The sequence below is a fragment of the Streptomyces sp. NPDC087901 genome (genome assembly GCF_044742205.1).
Classification (GTDB): domain Bacteria; phylum Actinomycetota; class Actinomycetes; order Streptomycetales; family Streptomycetaceae; genus Streptomyces.
Window position 1 is genome coordinate 843,729 of sequence record NZ_JBIUUC010000002.1, and the last position, 17,534, is coordinate 861,262.

The following is a 17,534-nucleotide window of genomic DNA, read 5'->3' on the forward strand; positions in this document are numbered from 1 at the left end:
CCGGAGGGGGGTGCGCGGTCCGCTACTTCACGGCGCCCGCGGTGAGCCCCGACTTCCAGAAGCGCTGGAGCAGCGCGAAGGCGAGGATCAACGGCAGGACCGCGAGCAGCGAACCCATGATCACCACGGGGTAGTACTCGGGCGATACGGTGGCGGCGCTGTTCCACGTGTACAGGCCGAGACTGACGGGATAGAGGTCCTGGTCGGAGAGCATGACCATGGGCAGGAAGAAGTTGTTCCAGATCGCGGTGAGCTGGAAGAGGAACACGGTGACCAGACCGGGGCCGAGCATCCGCAGCGCGACCCGGAAGTACGTGGTCAGTTCGCCGGCCCCGTCCACCCGGGCCGCTTCCAGTACCTCGTTCGGTACGTAGCCCTGGCTGAAGATCCGGCCGAGGTACACACCGAACGGATTGAAGAGCACCGGTATGAAGACCGACCAGAACGTGTTGACCAGACCGGTGCCCGACGCCATCAGATAGAGCGGCAGGGCCAGCACGGTCTGCGGCACCATTACCGCGGCGAGCACGAGGCCGAACAGCTTCTCCTTGTGCGCGAAGCGGTACTTGTCGAAGGCGTACCCGCAGGCGATGCTGATCAGCGCCCCGAGCCCGGCGCCGAGGACCGCGTACAGCAGGCTGTTGCCGTACCACCGGGTGTACAGACCGCCGTCCATCGCGAACAGGTCCCTGAGGTTCTGCGCGAAGGAGAAGTGGTCGAGCGACAGCACGTCGCTGCCGAACAGGGCGTCCCGGTCCTTGGACGCGGCGAGGACCAGCCACAGCACCGGCAGCAGGGTGTACAGCACCGAGATGCCGACGACCAGGTTGACGACGGAGCGGCCGAGAAGCCGGGGCCGCAGGACGGCGGCGGTGCGGGTGGGAGCGGTCGCGCTCATCGGGCGTCCTCCTCGGCGGCGTTGGAGCGGTTGGTCCAGCGGGTCACGCCGTACGAGAGCGCGATCGTGCACACCAGCAGCACGACCGAGGCGGCCGCGGCCAGGCCGTAGTTGTTGCGGGTGAACGCGGCGTCGTAGATGTACATGCTGGGCGAGAAGCGCGAGCTGATCATCGGCGTGGCCTGGCTCAGCAGCATCGGTTCGGTGAACAGCTGCAGCGCGAAGATCAGAGTGAACATCGCGACCATCACGACCGAGGAGCGCACCAGAGGCGTCTTGATCTGGAGGGCGGTGCGGACCGGTCCGGCGCCGTCGACGACGGATGCCTCGATGACCTCGCGCGGCACCGCCTGCAGGGCGGCGTAGAAGACCACCATGTTGTAGCCGAGGTTGCTCCACAGGGCGATGTTCACGATCGACGGCACCACCGTGTGCACACCGAGGAAGTCGATCGTGATGTCGGCCTTGCCGAGCAGGTCGACGACCGGGCTCAGCCCCGGCGTGTAGAGGTAGAGCCAGATGACGGCGGCGATGATGCCGGGCACGGCGTGCGGCAGGAAGAGCCCCAGTTGGGCCCAGGAGCGCAGCCGCACCACGCCGGAGTCCAGCAGCAGGGCCAGCGCGAGTGCGCCGATCACCATGACCGGAATGTAGATCACGCAGTACAGGACGACGGTGCCGAGACCGCTGAGGAATGTCGGGTCGGTCAGTACGGCGGTGTAGCTGCGGAGTCCGACGAAGACCGTGCGCTCCGGCCCGAAGCCGAGCCCAGGCTGGTCGTCGCTGAAGAAGCTGAGCCAGACGGCGGTGGCGACCGGGATCAGGAAGACCGTCACCAGAAGAATGAAGAAGGGGGTCATCAGGGCGCCGGCGGCGCCGAGTTCACGGCGGCGGGCCGACTTCGGGGCTGTGCGCGGGGACGTGGTGGATGCCGGCGCCGCCGCGGGGACGCTCACGGGGGCGGAAGCCGGTGTGGTGACTGGGCTGGTCATCGGTGTCACCTGCCTCTCTGCTGCAGGGAAGGGGGACGGGCTGCGGCTCAGCTGCTGTGCTCGGTGGTGGACAGACCCAGCGCCCTGAGGTCGGGCATGGTGCCCTGCTGGGCCGCGCGCACGGAGTCGAGCAGCGAGCCCTGGCCGCCGCTCACCCGGGCGAAGCCGTCCTGCATGACCTTCAGCGTGGCGGTCATCCGCGGGCCCCAGGTCCAGCCGTCCCGGATCTTGTGGGCCTCCTGCTCGAACAGGGTGTAGATGTCCTGGCCGCTGTAGTAGCTGCGGTCGAAGGCCCTGCGGCCGACGGCTACGAGGCCGGGGGCGGCCGGGTACTGGCTGCTGGCCCCGCTGGAGAGCCGGGCGCGCAGCGCGTCGGGGTGCGAGACCTGCCACTCGATGAACTCCAGAGCGGCCTCCGGGTGCCTGCTGCTCCTGGTGACCGCGAAGGTGGATCCGCCGTGGGTACCGAGCGTGGCATCGGCCGGGTCCCATTGGGGGAGCGGCGCGATGGCCCACTTGCCCTTCTGGCCGGGCCTGGCGTTCATCTGGGCCCCGGCGTCCCAGGCACCGCTGAGCCGGACCAGCACCTGGCCGTTGCTGACCTGGGCGTCGTACTGGCGGCTGTCCACGGGCGTCATGAAGACCAGGTCCTGGTCGATCAGCCGCTGCCAGTAGGCCGCCACGCGGCGGCTCGGCTCGTCGGTGAGCGAGACGTTCCAGGCGCCGTCGCGGGTGTCGAACCACTGGGCGCCGGCCTGCCAGGCGAACCCGGAGAACTGCGGCGCACCGTCCGTGGCGAAGGCCGCCAGCCGCCGGCCGGGCGCCTTGCTCCGCACGGTATGGGCCGTCTCCTCGAACTCTTCCCAGGTGCGCGGGACTTCGATGCCGTACGTTTCGAAGAGATCGGTGCGGTAGTGCATCACCATCGGTTCGACGTCGAGCGGGATGCTGAAGACGCGCTTCTCGAAGGTGGTCAGTCCCAGGGCCTGCGGCAGCAGTTTGGCCCGTAGGCCGTCGCTCATCAGGTCCGTGAGTTCCAGGGTGACTCCGTCGATGGCGAAGCCCGGGATCTGGGGGTACTCGATCGTCGCGACGTCGGGGGCGTTGTCGGCCCGGGAGGCGTTGCTGAGCTTCGCGTATCCGCCCTGTCCCCCTGTGGGGATCTGCTGGAAGTCGACCTGGACGGTGTCGTGCGTCCGGTTGAACGCGTCCACCACTTCCTGGCTCCCGCGCAGGGCGGACCAGAAGGTGATGTGCGTGGCCTTCCGGCCCTTGTTGCTGACGGTGCTGGTCCTGCTCGTGCTGTCCGCCCCCGATGTGCCACCGCTGCAGGCGCTCAGCGCGCCCGCCAGCGGTAGTGCGGTCATCGTGGCGAGCACGGATCGACGGCTGTGTCGACCGGGCATGGGCGCCTCCCGCGGCTCCTGAATGAAGACACGGGGAATCCTGATCGGCTGATCGGTAGCGGTCAATAGATCGCTCAGAAGAAAATTCAAGCGGTCAAACGATCAGTCCATGGTGGGAGTGATCGCCTGTGCCGATCCCCGTACCTTCAACTCGGGCAGCACCTGCGTCCGGCGCACCGGGCCGAGCGCACCGGCCGCTCCGGAGAGCCGGTGGAGCAGGAGCTGGGCGGCCGCTCTGCCGATCTCGGCCCTCGGCGGCGACACAGCGGTCAGCGGGGTGCTGCCCAGCGCCGCGACCACGTCGTCGTACGCCACCACCGAGCAGTCCCGGGGAACCTGCACACCGCTCCCGGCCAGGCGCTGCACCAGCATCAGCGCATCCACGTCGCCATGCAGCACCGCAGCCGTGGCCCCGCGCTCGCGCAGCAGTGCGGCGAGATCGAGACCGGGTGCGTCGCCACTGCTTCCGGACGGGCCGGGGCCGGGCACCGAGTCCGGCGAACTCAGCACCACTGTCCAGTCCTCCACGTCAGGGTGGGCGGCGGCGATCTCGGCGAACGCGGCGCGTACGGTGCGTGCCGTCGGGCTGTCGTCCCGGGCGGCCAGCACGATCCGGCGGTGGCCCAGTGACACCAGGTGCTCCACGGCGAGATGCGTCCCGTACCAGTGGTCGGAACAGACGGAGTCCAGGGCGTGCAGGGTGCTGCCTGGCCGGGGCCGCCGCTCCATCAGCACGGTCGGCACGCCGGCATCCGCCAGCCACCCGTAGTCCAGCTCCTCGGAAAGCAAGCTGCGCCACCGGGGGGCGATCAGCAGTCCGCGTGCCCCGTCCGCCAGCGCCCGCTCCACCAGCGGCCGTTCGGCATCGGCCGACTGCGGCGCGAGGTACAGCGCGATACGGATCCCGGACTCCTCCAGCACGGTCCGGGCTCCGTGCAGCGTCTCGTACAGGTACGAATGCCGCTCCGGTACGACCAGGGCGACCGCGCCCCCGTCGGCGGCGGGATCGCCGCCCCGCGGCGCGGGAACCGCCGGCGGACCCGCCGGATCGCGCACCGGCCGGGCCACTCCGTGCCCGCGCCGCAACCGCCCCGCCCGTGCCAGCTCCTCAACGTCCCGCCGCACCGTGACCACGGAGACGGCCAGTTCGTCCGCGAGCGCACTGACCTTGACCGCGCCGCGCGACTCCACCACCGCCAGGATTCGCTGACGCCTGACTTCAACCGGCTCCCGCATGCTGCTGGCCCCCTGAGGTCCGTCCGGTGGGTCAGGGCCGGAGAGACCCGGACCCACCGCTGCGCGATGTGCGTTTGAGCGCTTCTGGTGAGCGCTTGGAGCGCAGCATAGCCATGCGGCAGCCAGGGCTCACGCAAGGCCGACAATCACAGGGATTACGATCTGTCCCTGGCATGGACACCCTCACACTCTGGCAACTGGCGGCACTGGCCGCGGCATCCGCACTCGTCGGCTTCTCCAAGACGGCCGTCAGCGGTGCCAACACGATCAGTCTCGCGGTCTTCGCGGCGGTACTGCCCGCCCGCGAGTCCACCGGAGTACTGCTCCCGATCCTCATCGCGGGCGATCTGCTCGCCGTGCTCACCTACCGGCGCCATGCGCACTGGCCCACCTTGCTGCGGCTCTTCCCGGCCGTCGCGGTGGGCGTCGTGGCGGGCACGCTGTTCATGACGTGGGCCGGAGACGCCGCCGTGCGGACCTCCATCGGCGCGATCCTGATCTTCATGGCGGGCGTCACGGTCTGGCGGCGCCGCACCGCGGCCGTGGGAGCGGAACCGGCGGCGGGCTCGGCCCCGCCCACCGCGGCCGAGCGGCTCAAGGCGCGCTCGTACGGGGTGCTCGGCGGATTCACCACCATGGTCGCCAACGCCGGCGGTCCCGTCATGTCGCTCTATCTGCTCTCCGCGGGCTTCCGCAAACTCGGCTTCCTCGGCACGTCGGCGTGGTTCTTCCTCATCGTCAACACGTCCAAGGTGCCGTTCAGCGTGGGCCTCGGGCTGATCGACGCGCAGTCACTGCTGCTCGACGCCTGCATGCTGGTGTTCGTCGTACCGGGTGCCGGGATCGGCCGGAAGTGCGTGGACCGGATCAATCAGCGGCTCTTCGAACGCCTCGTCATCGGCGCCACCGTGCTGGGCGGCCTGCAACTGCTCCTGAACCCGTGAGAGCGTCCGCGGCCCTTCCGGATCGCAGTGATCCGGAAGGGCCGGCATGACCGGGAGACCGCCCGTCAGACGATGTCCTCCTCGATCTCCGCCTGCTCGCGAGCGTTTCCGTACGCCGACGGCGTGCCGTACGAACCACGGGCGACGAACCACCACACGGTGGCCAGGACCAGCACCGCGACCAGTGCGACCGACGCGTAGTTCATCGAGTCGATCGTCACGGGAGACCTCTGCGGCAGCAGGAACAGCACGGTCACGAGAACGACCCACACCACGGCGATCCAGCCGACCGGCTTCGACCAGCGGCCCAGGTGCCACGGCCCGCGCTCGAAGCGGTCACCCGCACGCAGCTTCAGGTAGATCGGGATGGCGTAGGCGGGCGTGATGCCGATGACGTTGATCGCGGTCACCGCCCCGTACGCGGTCGCCGAGTACAGCGACGGAAGGGCGAGCACCCCGGCGACGACGACCGACAGCCACACCGCGTTGACCGGCGTCTGGGTGCGGGCGCTCACCTTGCGCCACAGCGAGGAGCCCGGCAGCGCGTTGTCCCGGCTGAACGCGAACACCATCCGGCTGGTGGCCGCGACCTCGGCGTTGCCGCAGAAAAGCTGCGCGGCGATCACGATCAGCAGCATCGCCGTGGCGCCCGAGGTCCCCAGCGCGTCGATCAGGATCTGGGCCGGAGGCACTCCGGTGGCGCTCTCCTGGGTGCCCTTGTAGTCCTGGATCGCGAACGTCAGCCCGGCGAGCAGCACGAAACCGGCCAGCCACGAGACCCAGATCGAACGGACGATGCCACGGGGCGCGGAGACCGAGGCGTCCGAGGTCTCCTCCGACAGGTGGGCGGAGGCGTCGTAGCCGCAGAAGGTGTACTGCGCCAGCAGCAGACCGATCGCCGCCACGTAGAGCGGATTCTCCCAGCCGGTGTCATTGACGAACTCGGTGAAGACGAACGACGGCGACTGGTGGTGCGAGGGAACGATGGCGAGCACGGACACGATCACTGCGACACCGGCCAGGTGCCACCACACACTGATCGAGTTGAGCACGCTGACCAGCCGGACGCCGAAGAGGTTCAGCACGGCGTGCAGCAGCAGGATGCAGAGGAAGATGATCATCGTCTTGCCCGGAGTGGGGGTGAAGCCCCACTGCAGGTTCATCAGCGCACCGGTGAACAGCGCGGCACCGTAGTCGATGCCGGCGATCGCGCCGAGCAGCCCGAGCAGATTCAGCCAGCCGGTGTACCAGCCCCACTTGCGGCCGCCGAGCCGGTCCGCCATGTAGTACAGCGCCCCGGACGTCGGGTACGAACTGGTGACCTCGGCAAGCGCCATCCCGACGCAGAGCACGAACAGACCGACCCCGGCCCAGCCCCAGAGCATCACCGACGGACCACCGGTGGACATGCCGAAGCCGTACAGGGTCATGCAGCCGGACAGGATCGAGATGACGGAGAAGCTGATGGCGAAGTTGCCGAAACCGCCCATGCGGCGTGCCAGCACCGGCTGGTAGCCGAGTTCGCGCAGCCGCTGCTCCTCGTCCTTGGGCGGGACGGCCTCGGCACCCTTCCGGTTCGAGGTGGATATGGACATGGGGAGACCTCCGGGAGCGGAAAAGGGATAGAGGAAAAAGGGGAAGAGGGAACGGGGAACGGGACGTAAGGACATGGGCAAGAGCGGTTTCACGCTCAGCCGTGCGGCCCCCGGCCGGGATCGCGGGCTGCTGCGAGGGCGCGGCTGCGGGCGCGCAGGAACACTTCCTCGGCGCTGCCGGAGTCCTTGGGCATGCGGGTGCGGTACGCCCAGGGCAGCGAGGTGAAGTACGGGCCGAGCTCCTGGAACACGGGAGCCGCTTCGGCGAACTGGAGCGCGCCCCACAGCGCGTGTGCCAGATGGTTGAGATCGAGCAGGGTGTGGGTGGACCGCGGGGTGCGGAGGAACCAGATCTCCAGGGCGCGCAGGGCCTCGCGCTCCGCGTCCTCGGTGACCCAGTGCAGGTCCAGCGCCTTCTCGTGGCCCCTATCGCGGCGGTACCGCTCCACCCGCACATACAGCGGCAGTACGTGGAGGGCCGATCCGTCAGGCGCTGAAGAGGCCGCCCACTGAACGAAGTTGACCGCCTCCGAGAGGGAGCCACCGGCCCGGCGGGCATAGACGAACTGGAGCATGCGGTGGTAGGCCTCGCGGTTGTACGGATCGCGCTTGTCGGCCTCCGCCAGCAGGCCCCATGGCCCGGGGAAGAGCATGGGCCCGGGCGGATGCAGCCGGTGTTCCTCCAGGCGCTGGCGCTCGTCCAGTTGGGCGAGGGCCAGCAGGCACACCCAGGGCACCGGGTCCGCGGGCGACGCGTGGGCGGCCGAACGGCATGCCTCCCAGGCCTCCTGCCAGAGCTCCTGCCCGCTGGGGTGGTCCGCGCGGCGGGCGCGGACCGCCCGCTCGACGGCGACCCGCGCGTGCATCACGGTGGCCGCGACGCTGCGCGGTTCCTCGGTCAGCCAGGCCTGTACCGCGTCCGATCCCGCGGCGACCGCCCCGAGCACCTGGGTCCGCTGGGTCCACAGGGTCCAGTCCGGGGTGCTCTCCAGCAGATCCCGCATGGAGAGCCAGCGCCCGGTGCGTAAGTCCTGTAACGCGGAGCGGAGTTCGTTGTCGTGCCCGGCCGGATGGTAGACCGGCCGGAATTCACTGTTGGCCATGGATGTGCTCGGGACGTGGTGTCGGACTCATCGATCCTCTGGACGTGGGGGGTGGAGCAGCAGTTGAATGGTGAACTGCTGTAAAGCGTACGGTTGTTGCTCGGCGGTGAGTGTAGAGCCCTGGGGGCCGAACTCCCGAACGAATCGTGGATCTTCTTCAAGTCGCGCCTGCAAAGAGGAGGTTGGTAGTCCGTGCGGGGTTCCGTACGCATGCCCTGCGGGCGCTTGACGTAACCGCTGGGCTGGACCACCCTGGGCTCCGGCGACCGAAGATCACGATTCCGTTCAAGCCGCAGGGCTTGCGTACCGCTGGAGACCCGATGACAGGCCCGGTACTCGCCGTGGATCAGGGCACCTCCGGAACGAAGGCGCTGGTGATCTGCCCCGAGCGGGGCGTGATCGGTTCCGGTTCCGCTCCGGTGCGCCCCCGGTACGGTCCCGGGGGAGCGGTCGAGGTGGACCCCGGCGAACTGCTCGGATCGGTCCTCGACGCCGGGGCGCAGGCCCTGGCCGAGGCTGCCGAACCCGTCGTCGCCGTCGGCCTCGCCAACCAGGGTGAGACGGTGCTCGCCTGGGACCCGGACTCCGGGAAGCCGCTCACCGACGCGATCGTCTGGCAGGACCGGCGGGCCGAGCGGATCTGTGATGAACTCGCACCACACCAGGAAGAGTTGAAGCACCTCACCGGACTGCCGCTGGACCCCTACTTCGCCGCGCCCAAGATGGCCTGGATCCGCCGCGAACTGACCGCGGAAGGCGTCGTCACCACCAGCGACTCCTGGCTGGTCCACCGGCTCACCGGAGCGTTCGTGACGGACGCGGCCACAGCCGGCCGCACCCAGCTGCTCGACCTCGACGAGGTCGGCTGGTCGCCTGCCGCCCTGGACCTCTTCGGCCTGGGCGGCGAACGCCTGCCGTCCGTGGTCGACGCGGCCGGGGCGTTCGGCACGACGACCGCGTTCGGCGGCGAGATTCCGCTGACCGGCCTCCTCGTCGACCAGCAGGCCGCCCTGCTGGCACAGGGCGCCCTGGAATCCGGAACCGCCAAGTGCACCTACGGCACGGGCGCGTTCCTCCTTGCCCAGACCGGTCCCGTTCCGCGGCGCGGCTCCAGCGGCCTGGTCAGCTGCGTGGCCTGGCGGCTCGGTGGACATACCAGCTACTGCCTGGACGGACAGGTCTACACGGCCGCCTCCGCGGTCCGCTGGCTCACCGACCTCAAGGTGATCTCCGGCGCCGCCGACCTCGACCCCGTCGGCGGCGGCGTCCCCGACTCCGGCGGCGTCACCTTCGTCCCGGCGCTCGCCGGTCTCGCCGCCCCCTGGTGGCGCGGCGACCTGCGCGGCTCGGTGACCGGCCTGAGCCTGGACACCACGGCAGGCCACCTCGTGCGGGCGCTTTGCGAGGGCATCGCCGCACAAGTCGTCGAGCTCGCCGACGCGGTGGCGGCCGATCTGGGCTCACCGCTGTCAGAGCTCCGTGTCGACGGCGGACTGACCCGCTCCGCACTCCTCATGCAGACCCAGGCCGATCTGCTGCAACGCCCCGTCGAAGTGTCCGCGCTGCCCGACGTCACCGCGCTCGGCGCCGGGGCTGTGGCCCGGCTGGGCATCGACCCCGGGCTCACCCTCGCCGAGGCCGTACCCGCCTGGCGGCCGGCCGCGGTGTACGAACCCCGGATCGGCCCCGCGGAGGCGGCCGAGCGCCTCGCCGGATTCCGTGCGGCCGTCGACACCCTCCTGGAACGGTCATGAACGCTGCCCGGGCAGCCCGATGACACACACCGTCACGGGCGCCGGGCAACCGCTGCCGACGCTGCCCGGCGGAGCCCCGTATGACGTCACCATCGTCGGAGCGGGCGTGGTCGGCACCGCCATCGCCCGCGAACTGGCCCGCTACCCCCTGCGCACCGCCCTTGTCGAGGCCTCGGACGACATCGGCAACGGCACATCCAAGGCCAACACCGCGATCCTGCACACCGGTTTCGATGCCGTTCCCGGTTCGCTGGAGGCCCGCCTCGTACGCGAAGGACAGCACAGGCTCTCCGCGTACGCCGCCCGGACGGGCATCCCCGTCGAACGCGTGGGCGCCCTCCTCGTCGCCTGGGACGCGGAACAACTCGCCGCGCTGCCCGCCCTGCTGGCCAAGGCCGAGGCCAACGGCTACCACGCGGCCCGCTTGCTGGACGCCGACCAGGTCGCCGAACGGGAACCCCACCTCGGCCCGGGAGCGCTCGGCGCGCTGGAGGTCCCCGACGAGTCGGTCATCTGCCCCTGGACCACGCCCCTGGCCTTCGCCACCCAGGCCGTCCGGGCGGGCGTCCATCTGCACCTGGACTGCCCGGTCCGTGACATCGAACCGGGGGACGCCGTCCACACCCTGACGACCGGCCGCGGACCGCTGCGCACCCGCTTCCTGATCAACGCCGCCGGGCTGCACGCCGACGAGATCGACCGCCGGTTCGGCCACGACGTCTTCACCGTCACTCCGCGCCGCGGCCAGCTGATCGTGTTCGACAAGCTCGCACGCGACCTCGTCCGCCACATCCTGCTCCCCGTCCCCACCTCTGCGGGCAAGGGGGTTCTGGTGGCACCGACGGTCTTCGGCAACGTCCTCCTCGGTCCCACCGCCGAGGAACTCGGCGACAAGACCGCCACCGAGTCGACACACGAGGGCATCGCCCTGCTGCGGGAAAAGGGACGCCGGATCCTGCCCCGGCTCCTCGACGAGGAGGTGACCGCCGTCTACGCGGGACTGCGGGCAGCCACCGGCCAGGAGGACTACCGAATCCAGGAGTACCCCGACCTGCGCTACATCGCCGTCGGCGGCATCCGCTCCACCGGGCTGACCGCGTCCATGGCCATCGCGGACCACGTCACCGGCCTCCTCGCCCGGACCGGACTCGACCCAGGCACCCCCGCCGAACTGGAACCCCTCACCATGCCCGGCCTCGGCGAGGCGGCCGGCCGCCCGTACCTGGACGCGGAGCTCATCGCCCGGGACCCGGCGTACGGCACCCTGGTCTGCCACTGCGAACGCGTCACCGCGGGCGAGATCCGCGACGCGCTGGGCTCCACGCTCCCACCGCGATCCGTCGCCGGTCTGGCCCGCAGGACCAGGGCCGGCAACGGACGCTGCCAGGGCTTCCACTGCGGGGCCGGGCTCCGCGCACTCATCGAGGGGACCGGGCCATGACCCGCCGCGAGCGGACCGTCGACGTGCTGGTCGTCGGAGCAGGACCGGCCGGACTGGGCGCCGCAGCGGAACTCGCCGCATCCGGGGTGCGCCGGGTCGAGGTCCTGGAACGCGAACAGAGCGCCGGAGGCATCCCGCGCCACTGCCACCACGCGGGATTCGGCAGCAGCCGTCCGAACGGCGGGACGAACGGCCCCGAGTACGCCCGCCGGTCCACGGCCGCGGCGACACGGGCGGGCGCCACCCTGCGCACCGGCATCACCGTCACCGGCTGGGCCGGACCCCGCACCCTCGACGTCACCGGACCGGGCGGGCTCGAACGGATCACCGCACGGGCCGTCGTCCTCGCCACCGGAGCCCGCGAACGCCCGCGCAGCGCGCGGCTCGTCCCCGGAACCCGCCCGGCGGGCGTCTACACCACCGGAGAGCTCCAGCAGGCCGTCCACGTCCACCACCAGCACGTCGGCACCCGGGCCGTGATCGTCGGCGACGAAGCGGTCAGCATCGCCGCCGCCGGCACCCTGCGCGCCGCCGGAGTCGAAGTCGTCGCCCGGGTCACCGACCGTCCGCCGGTCCTTCCCGCAGCCCTGGGACCACGCCAGGGCGCCCCGCTGCTCACCCGCACCACCGTCACGGCCCTGACAGGCCGCACCCGGCTGACCGGGGTCGCGGTGCGCCATCAGGACGGCCGCACGACGACCCTGCCGTGCGACACCGTGGTGTTCACCGGCGACTGGATCCCCGACCACGAACTGGCGCGGCGCGGCGAGGTCCCCCTGGACCCCGGCACCCGAGGCCCCGCCCACGATGCCGCGTTCCGCACCCAGGCACCCGGTGTCTTCGCCGTCGGCAATCTGCTCCACGCGGTGGAGAGCGCCGGCACCGCGGCGGCGGAGGGCCGGGCCCTTGCCGCCCCCGTACGACACCATCTGGCGACCGGTGCCTGGCCCGCCGGCCGGCCCGCGCTCGCCGTCGCGGCCCCGCTGGAATGGATCGCGCCCAACCTGATGGGCCCCGACGGTGACCGGCCCCTCAACAACCGCTTCATCCTGCGCACCGGCCGCCGGCTCACGGCCCCGCTGCTCGTCGTCCATCAGGACGGGCGGGAGCTGTACCACCGGCGCCTGCTCCGGCCCGCCCGGCCGGGCCGCCCCTTCCACTTGCCCGCCGACTGGCTGGACCGGGCCGATCCGCACGGTGGCACGGTGCGCGTCTCGGTCGGCTGACCGGCTCTCAGGGGATCATCCGAACACTCAGGGGATCAGCAGCCAGTCCGAACCGATCGCCGCCACCAGACCGACGCCCAGCAGCCAGCTGCCGAGCCGGGTCCGGCCGTTCCTGCTGAGCTCGATCACGATCCCGCACAGGATCAGCGCGACCCCGTACACCCCGACTACCAGGACGGAGGACCTGCTCGCGATCCGTAGCCCGAGAACGACCGCCATCGCCGCCATTCCGACCGAGGAGAGAACGATGCGCAGGCGTCTCGCCTGCCGCGGCGTCAGTCTCCGGTCCTCGGCTTCCGCGGTGTCCTCGGGTGCGGTTATGGGTGCGTCCACGGCTTGGTCCTGGTCAGAAGTGCTCATGACGCCGGATGGTAATGGTTTTGCACGGCGGTGTTCACCGCTCCGGGTCAAGGGCAGGGAAAGTAAGGGGAGTTCGGTGCCGCCCGACTACTTCGCCGCCCGACTCCTGCGGCACCCGTGCTGTCAGTCGCCCGTTCTGTCGGTCGTCCGGTCGCGGGGCGAGGCCTGTGTCACCCGCCGTCCGGTCGCAGCCGCGGTGCCTCGGCGGCAGCGTCCACGGTCGGTGCGCCCGTGTCCTCCACCCGCGCTGCCAGTTCCAGGGCCCAGCCGGTCAGTGCGCCGATGCCGATCCCGTGCGCCGTCGTCGCGGCGGAGGCGTCGGACGCAGCCGTCTCGCCGGCGGCCTCCGCGGGCCGGCCGGACCCGCCTGCTCCGGCGAACGCCGTCAGCGCCGCCGCACCCCGCCGCAGCAGTCGAGCCCCGCCCGTCGCGTTCCCGCGGGCCGCATGGGTCAGTCCCACGGCCAGCTGGGCCAGCCCCCGCCACAACTCCCGCTCCGCCTCGGGACCCGACTTCCACGCGTCCTCGAAGACCTCGTGCGCATGGAAGGGCATTCCCGCGTCCAGCAGCCGCTGTGCCTCCCGTACGGTTTCCGAAGGGGCGCGGACCACCCCCTCCGGCTGCCGCTCCACCCCCGGCGTGCCGTACGGCAACGGGCGCCCCAGCCCGTCCCGGGGGCGCGCATTGTGCGCCCTGCCTTCGGTGTCCCGGTCCCTGCGAGTCTCGTCCACCCCTCGATTGTGCCTCGTACCTGCGATGAACTGCCCGAACCACTGTTGGTGGCCCCCCGCGCACGACTAGGCTCGACTGTCATCGATACGACTTTGGGGAAGGGTAGGCATGAAGCCGTCCCGGCCGCTGTACGAGCGAGAACCGGAACTCGCCGCCGCCGCAGAAGCAGTTGACGCACTGTGCGGCGCGCAGGCGACCGGCGGGCTGCTGGTCTTCAGCGGCGAAGCGGGCATCGGCAAGACAGCGCTCCTGGCCGAGATCCGGGCCATGGCGGCCGACCGGTGCACCGTCTGGTCCGCCCGCGGCGGCGAGACGGTCACCTCGGTGCCGTTCCACGTCGTACGCCAACTGCTCCAGCCCGCGCTGGACCAGTTCCCCGCCGACGACGTGAAGGCCCTGTTCGGGGCCTGGTACGAGATCGCGGCACCGGCCCTGGGCCTCGCCGAGCCGACCGGCCCGCAGCCCGACCCGCAGGGTGTGCGCGACGGCCTCGACTGGGTCGTCTCCCAGCTCGCCTCCCGGTGGAGCCACCGTCCGCTGCTGCTCATCATCGACGACGCGCACTGGGCGGACGGCGAATCCCTCGCCTGGCTCGCCTCGTTCACCGCCAGGCTCGGCGAACTGAAGGTCCTCGTCGTCCAGGCACACCGCCCCGTGGAGCTCGCGGCCCGCGAGGCCCAGCGCACCATGGCGGGCGGCCATCCGGCACAGGTCCGGGTCGCCCTGCGGGCTCTCACCCCCGACGCCACCGCCGAACTGGTCCGGGCCACCCTCGGGGAGCACGCCGACGACCCGTTCTGCCGCGAGGTGTGGGCCGTCACCGGCGGCAACCCCTACGAAGCGGTCGAACTCGTCGCCAAGGTCCAGGACCGCGAACTGGCCCCGCTCGAGGAGTCCGCCGGACTCCTGCGTGAACTCGGCGCATCTGCCCGGGGAAGCGGACTCGTCGCCCGGCTCGAACGGCTCGGCACCAACGCCAACCGGTTCGCCTGGGCCGCCGCCGTGCTCGGTACGGACATCTCCCAGGACCTCGCCGCCACCCTGGCCGGGATGAGTCCCGCCGAGGCGGCGGACTGCACCGCCCGGCTGCGCGAGGCCCGTATCGTCAGCGGCTTCGACCCCCTGGAGTTCGTACACCCCCTGATCGCCACTGCCGTGTACCGCTCCATTCCGCCGGCTACCCGCACCGCCATGCACGGCAGGGCCGCCTGGGCGATCACCCGGGCCGGACTCGGGCCGGCCGCCGCCTCCCGCCACCTGCTCGAAGTCCATCCGGACGACGACCAAGAGCTGGTCGAGCAGCTGCGGGCGGCCGCCAACCAGCACCTCGCGGTCGGCGCCCCCGAGGCGGCACGCCGCTGTCTGGAGCGGGCTCTCCAGGAACCCCCGCGCCATGACGCGCGCGCCACCCTGCTCTACGAACTGGGCTGCGCCACGCTGCTCAGTTCGCCTCCCACCACCGTGCAGCACCTGCGCGCCGCCCTCGACATGCCCGGCCTCGCCGACGAACTGCGGGTCGATGCCACCTTCCGGCTCGCCGCCGCGCTGTCGCACAACAACCAGCTGAAGGAGGCGGCCCTCGCCCTGGCGGCCGAGGCCGGGCGCACGGCACCCGGACCGGGCCTGATGCGCCTCCAGGCCGCACACTTCCTCTGGGAAGGCATGCAGGCCACCGAGGAGGACGGCCCCGGCCGCTCGCGCCGGCTCGCCGCCAACGCCGACCACCTCACCGGCCGGGACAACGCCGAGCGGGCGCTGCTCACGCTGCGCGCCTTCGACGCGATGCTGCGCGGTGAGAACTCCCAGCTGATCGTGGACCTCAGCGAACGCGCCCTGGTCAACGGCCACCCCGCCCGCGGCCTCGGCTGGACCGACACCGAATGGGGCTTCGAGCTCCCGACCCTGCTCGGCATCACCTACGCGTTCACCGACCAACTGGACCGCGCCGAGGAGCTATTCGGCGAGGCGGTGCGCGCCTTCGAGATCTCCGGATGGAGCGGTGCCCACCTGGCCTTCGCCCACACGCTGCTGGGCCTGGTCCACCGTCGTCGCGGCCGCCTGGCCGAGGCGGAGGGCTTCCTGCGCGAGGGACTCCGCCTCGCCGACCGTGTGGGCAGCGGACTGCCCGTCCACTGGGACGCCGCCTGTCTGCTCATCGACACGCTGCTGGCCCGGGGCCGCATCACCGAGGCCCGCAAGATCGCCGACCAGTACGACTTCGGCCTGCCCTACCCCAGCGCCATGGTGCTGCCGGACGCCCCGTGCGTCCGCGGTCGGCTGCTGCTCGCCGAAGGCCGTACGAAGGAGGCCGTCACGGAGCTGGAGGCTGCCGGACAGGCCCTCGAACCGCGCGGGAGGTTCAACGGCATCTGGGGCCCCTGGGCCGGTGACCTGGCCCGCGCCCTGGCAGACGACGACCCGGGCCGCGCCGCCCAGCTCGCCAACTCCGCCCGGGTGCACGCCGAGCGTTTCGGCACGGACACGGCGATCGGTGAGGCGCTGCGCTGTGTCTCCCTCTTCGCCCGCCCGGAGGAAGCCGCCCACCTGCTGGGCGAGGCGGTCCGCCACCTGGAGGCGTCGCCGTCCGGCTACGAACTCGCGCTCGCTCTGTTCGACCACGGCGTCGCCACCCGGTCGCCGCGAGAGCTGGCCCGCGCGCACAAGCTGGCCACCGCCTGCGGAGCCGAGGGGCTGGCAACTCGCGCCCAGCAGGCACGGGCGTCGATCCGGTCCTCGGAGTGAGGTAATGTTTGTCCTGCGCAGCCGCCCGGCAGGTCCGGGGGACTGACAGCGGGACGTGGCGCAGCTTGGTAGCGCACTTGACTGGGGGTCAAGGGGTCGCAGGTTCAAATCCTGTCGTCCCGACTTGAAAGAGTCGTAGATCAAGGGGCCGTTTCAGAGCAATCTGAAACGGCCCCTTGATCATTTTCGCGACGCCTTTCCCGACCGTTCCCGACCGTCTTCGCGGTCCGGGCGGGCTCCGCCTCCTGTCGTGCTGATCACGGCTCGACACGTCAACCACGACAGGAGAACTCATGCCCATCAAGACGTTGCACATTCCCACTGCGGCCGGCCGGGCCGACGCTTTCGCCGCCTTCCCCGACGGCGGCGAGCGGTTCCCAGGTGTCCTGATGTACTCGGACGGCTTCGGGATCCGGCCCGCGCTGCGGGAGATGGCCCGCGAACTGGCTGAGCACGGGTACTACGTGCTCGTCCCCAACATCTTCTACCGGAACGGCCCGGCGCCGGTGATCGAACTCCCCGAGCACATCGGAGACGAGGCCCGGGCGAAGCTGTTCGAGCAGCTGATGCCCTTGATCGAGGCGCACACCGTCGAACGTGCCCTGAGCGACGCCGACGCCTACCTCGGGTTTCTCACCACCCGGCCCGAGGTCGTCGCCGGACCGGTCGCGGTGACCGGCTACTGCGTAGGCGGCCTGCTGGCAGTGCGCACCGCCGCGGCCCATCCCGGCCAGGTGGCCGCTGTCGCCGGATTCCACGGCCCCGTGGGAGCCGACGGGCCCGACAGCCTGAGCCGTCTCACCGGCGAGGTCTACTTCGGCCACGCCGGGACGGACATGACTCCCGAGACTCTCGGCGAGCTCGACAAGGTCCTGGACGCCGCGGGTGTCGCCTACACCTCCGAGATCTACCCCGGCACGGTGCACGGCTTCACCATGTCCGATACCGATGCCTTCGACCCTGCCGCGCTGCAACGCCATTGGGACCGCCTGCTGCCCCTCCTCGGCCGCACCCTGGCCGAGGGCTGAGGATCCGGCCCCGAAAACGGCGCCGAAACCGGACCTGAAGCCCGCGGCTGCGGAGCCGGCCCTGCAGTGGAATGTCA

Annotated in this window: 14 protein-coding genes and 1 tRNA gene; 7 read left to right on the forward strand and 8 right to left on the reverse strand. The window is 71.1% G+C overall.

Annotated features, from left to right (window positions below; translation table 11 throughout):
* Window positions 1-22 precede the first annotated feature (22 nt).
* The 4 genes from ACIOEW_RS09175 to ACIOEW_RS09190 form a co-directional block, all read right to left on the reverse strand.
* On the reverse strand, window positions 23-898 hold the full coding sequence (locus ACIOEW_RS09175; protein WP_362541524.1) for a carbohydrate ABC transporter permease: 876 nt from the start codon (window positions 896-898) through the stop codon (window positions 23-25).
* Window positions 895-1,890: a carbohydrate ABC transporter permease gene (locus ACIOEW_RS09180; RefSeq protein WP_401962800.1), complete on the reverse strand. Its 996-nt coding sequence runs from the start codon at window positions 1,888-1,890 to the stop codon at window positions 895-897. The genes ACIOEW_RS09175 and ACIOEW_RS09180 overlap by 4 nt, the downstream gene beginning before the upstream one ends.
* Before the next feature lie 47 nt (window positions 1,891-1,937).
* On the reverse strand, window positions 1,938-3,296 hold the full coding sequence (locus ACIOEW_RS09185; RefSeq protein WP_401962803.1) for an ABC transporter substrate-binding protein: 1,359 nt from the start codon (window positions 3,294-3,296) through the stop codon (window positions 1,938-1,940).
* Window positions 3,297-3,398: 102 nt separating this feature from the next.
* Window positions 3,399-4,532 (reverse strand): substrate-binding domain-containing protein, encoded by a 1,134-nt coding sequence (locus ACIOEW_RS09190; RefSeq protein WP_401962806.1) that lies wholly within the window; start codon window positions 4,530-4,532, stop codon window positions 3,399-3,401.
* A gap of 173 nt (window positions 4,533-4,705) precedes the next feature.
* On the opposite strand from ACIOEW_RS09190, the gene ACIOEW_RS09195 reads away from it, so the two are divergent.
* Window positions 4,706-5,476 carry a sulfite exporter TauE/SafE family protein gene (locus ACIOEW_RS09195; protein WP_401962808.1) on the forward strand — a complete coding sequence of 257 codons (771 nt, stop codon included), beginning with the start codon at window positions 4,706-4,708 and terminating at the stop codon, window positions 5,474-5,476.
* Between the two features lie 65 nt (window positions 5,477-5,541).
* On the opposite strand, the gene ACIOEW_RS09200 is transcribed toward ACIOEW_RS09195, so the two are convergent.
* Together ACIOEW_RS09200 and ACIOEW_RS09205 are read right to left on the reverse strand one after the other, a co-directional pair.
* Window positions 5,542-7,071 carry an amino acid permease gene (locus ACIOEW_RS09200; protein ID WP_362541509.1) on the reverse strand — a complete coding sequence of 510 codons (1,530 nt, stop codon included), beginning with the start codon at window positions 7,069-7,071 and terminating at the stop codon, window positions 5,542-5,544.
* A gap of 95 nt (window positions 7,072-7,166) precedes the next feature.
* Window positions 7,167-8,174: a hypothetical protein gene (locus tag ACIOEW_RS09205; RefSeq protein WP_401962811.1), complete on the reverse strand. Its 1,008-nt coding sequence runs from the start codon at window positions 8,172-8,174 to the stop codon at window positions 7,167-7,169.
* 320 nt (window positions 8,175-8,494) lie between these two features.
* Here ACIOEW_RS09205 and ACIOEW_RS09210 point away from each other — a divergent pair, with 320 nt between their 5' ends.
* From ACIOEW_RS09210 to ACIOEW_RS09220, 3 genes are read left to right on the forward strand one after another with little or no spacing between them, the layout of a single operon-like run.
* Window positions 8,495-9,928, forward strand: coding sequence for an FGGY family carbohydrate kinase (locus tag ACIOEW_RS09210; protein WP_401962814.1), 1,434 nt, complete (start codon window positions 8,495-8,497; stop codon window positions 9,926-9,928).
* A gap of 19 nt (window positions 9,929-9,947) precedes the next feature.
* Window positions 9,948-11,369: an NAD(P)/FAD-dependent oxidoreductase gene (locus ACIOEW_RS09215; protein ID WP_401962816.1), complete on the forward strand. Its 1,422-nt coding sequence runs from the start codon at window positions 9,948-9,950 to the stop codon at window positions 11,367-11,369.
* Window positions 11,366-12,595 carry an FAD-dependent oxidoreductase gene (locus ACIOEW_RS09220; RefSeq protein ID WP_362541497.1) on the forward strand — a complete coding sequence of 410 codons (1,230 nt, stop codon included), beginning with the start codon at window positions 11,366-11,368 and terminating at the stop codon, window positions 12,593-12,595. The genes ACIOEW_RS09215 and ACIOEW_RS09220 overlap by 4 nt, the downstream gene beginning before the upstream one ends.
* 27 nt (window positions 12,596-12,622) lie before the next feature.
* Here the strand turns inward: ACIOEW_RS09220 and ACIOEW_RS09225 are convergent, their stop codons facing one another.
* On the reverse strand, window positions 12,623-12,955 hold the full coding sequence (locus ACIOEW_RS09225; RefSeq protein WP_401962819.1) for a hypothetical protein: 333 nt from the start codon (window positions 12,953-12,955) through the stop codon (window positions 12,623-12,625).
* Window positions 12,956-13,125: 170 nt separating this feature from the next.
* Window positions 13,126-13,686: a DUF309 domain-containing protein gene (locus ACIOEW_RS09230; protein WP_401962821.1), complete on the reverse strand. Its 561-nt coding sequence runs from the start codon at window positions 13,684-13,686 to the stop codon at window positions 13,126-13,128.
* A 109-nt stretch (window positions 13,687-13,795) separates the two neighbouring features.
* Here ACIOEW_RS09230 and ACIOEW_RS09235 point away from each other — a divergent pair, with 109 nt between their 5' ends.
* From ACIOEW_RS09235 to ACIOEW_RS09245, 3 genes are all read left to right on the forward strand, one after another.
* Window positions 13,796-16,429, forward strand: a complete 2,634-nt coding sequence (locus ACIOEW_RS09235; protein WP_401962823.1) for an ATP-binding protein — start codon at window positions 13,796-13,798, stop codon at window positions 16,427-16,429.
* Window positions 16,430-16,478: 49 nt separating this feature from the next.
* A tRNA-Pro gene (locus ACIOEW_RS09240) sits at window positions 16,479-16,552 on the forward strand.
* Window positions 16,553-16,722: 170 nt separating this feature from the next.
* The gene (locus ACIOEW_RS09245; RefSeq protein WP_401962825.1) at window positions 16,723-17,457 is read left to right on the forward strand and encodes a dienelactone hydrolase family protein; all 735 of its coding nucleotides are present in this window, start codon (window positions 16,723-16,725) and stop codon (window positions 17,455-17,457) included.
* Window positions 17,458-17,534: the final 77 nt, after the last annotated feature.

Excerpts from the sequence above, each read along its gene's own strand:
- ACIOEW_RS09175 (WP_362541524.1), bottom strand. The coding sequence starts at position 898 with ATGAGCGCGACCGCTCCCACCCGCACCGCCGCCGTCCTGCGGCCCCGG.
- ACIOEW_RS09180 (WP_401962800.1), bottom strand. The coding sequence starts at position 1,890 with ATGACCAGCCCAGTCACCACACCGGCTTCCGCCCCCGTGAGCGTCCCC.
- ACIOEW_RS09185 (WP_401962803.1), bottom strand. The coding sequence starts at position 3,296 with ATGCCCGGTCGACACAGCCGTCGATCCGTGCTCGCCACGATGACCGCA.
- ACIOEW_RS09190 (WP_401962806.1), bottom strand. The coding sequence starts at position 4,532 with ATGCGGGAGCCGGTTGAAGTCAGGCGTCAGCGAATCCTGGCGGTGGTG.
- ACIOEW_RS09195 (WP_401962808.1), top strand. The coding sequence starts at position 4,706 with ATGGACACCCTCACACTCTGGCAACTGGCGGCACTGGCCGCGGCATCC.
- ACIOEW_RS09200 (WP_362541509.1), bottom strand. The coding sequence starts at position 7,071 with ATGTCCATATCCACCTCGAACCGGAAGGGTGCCGAGGCCGTCCCGCCC.
- ACIOEW_RS09205 (WP_401962811.1), bottom strand. The coding sequence starts at position 8,174 with ATGGCCAACAGTGAATTCCGGCCGGTCTACCATCCGGCCGGGCACGAC.
- ACIOEW_RS09210 (WP_401962814.1), top strand. The coding sequence starts at position 8,495 with ATGACAGGCCCGGTACTCGCCGTGGATCAGGGCACCTCCGGAACGAAG.
- ACIOEW_RS09215 (WP_401962816.1), top strand. The coding sequence starts at position 9,948 with ATGACACACACCGTCACGGGCGCCGGGCAACCGCTGCCGACGCTGCCC.
- ACIOEW_RS09220 (WP_362541497.1), top strand. The coding sequence starts at position 11,366 with ATGACCCGCCGCGAGCGGACCGTCGACGTGCTGGTCGTCGGAGCAGGA.
- ACIOEW_RS09225 (WP_401962819.1), bottom strand. The coding sequence starts at position 12,955 with ATGAGCACTTCTGACCAGGACCAAGCCGTGGACGCACCCATAACCGCA.
- ACIOEW_RS09235 (WP_401962823.1), top strand. The coding sequence starts at position 13,796 with ATGAAGCCGTCCCGGCCGCTGTACGAGCGAGAACCGGAACTCGCCGCC.
- ACIOEW_RS09245 (WP_401962825.1), top strand. The coding sequence starts at position 16,723 with ATGCCCATCAAGACGTTGCACATTCCCACTGCGGCCGGCCGGGCCGAC.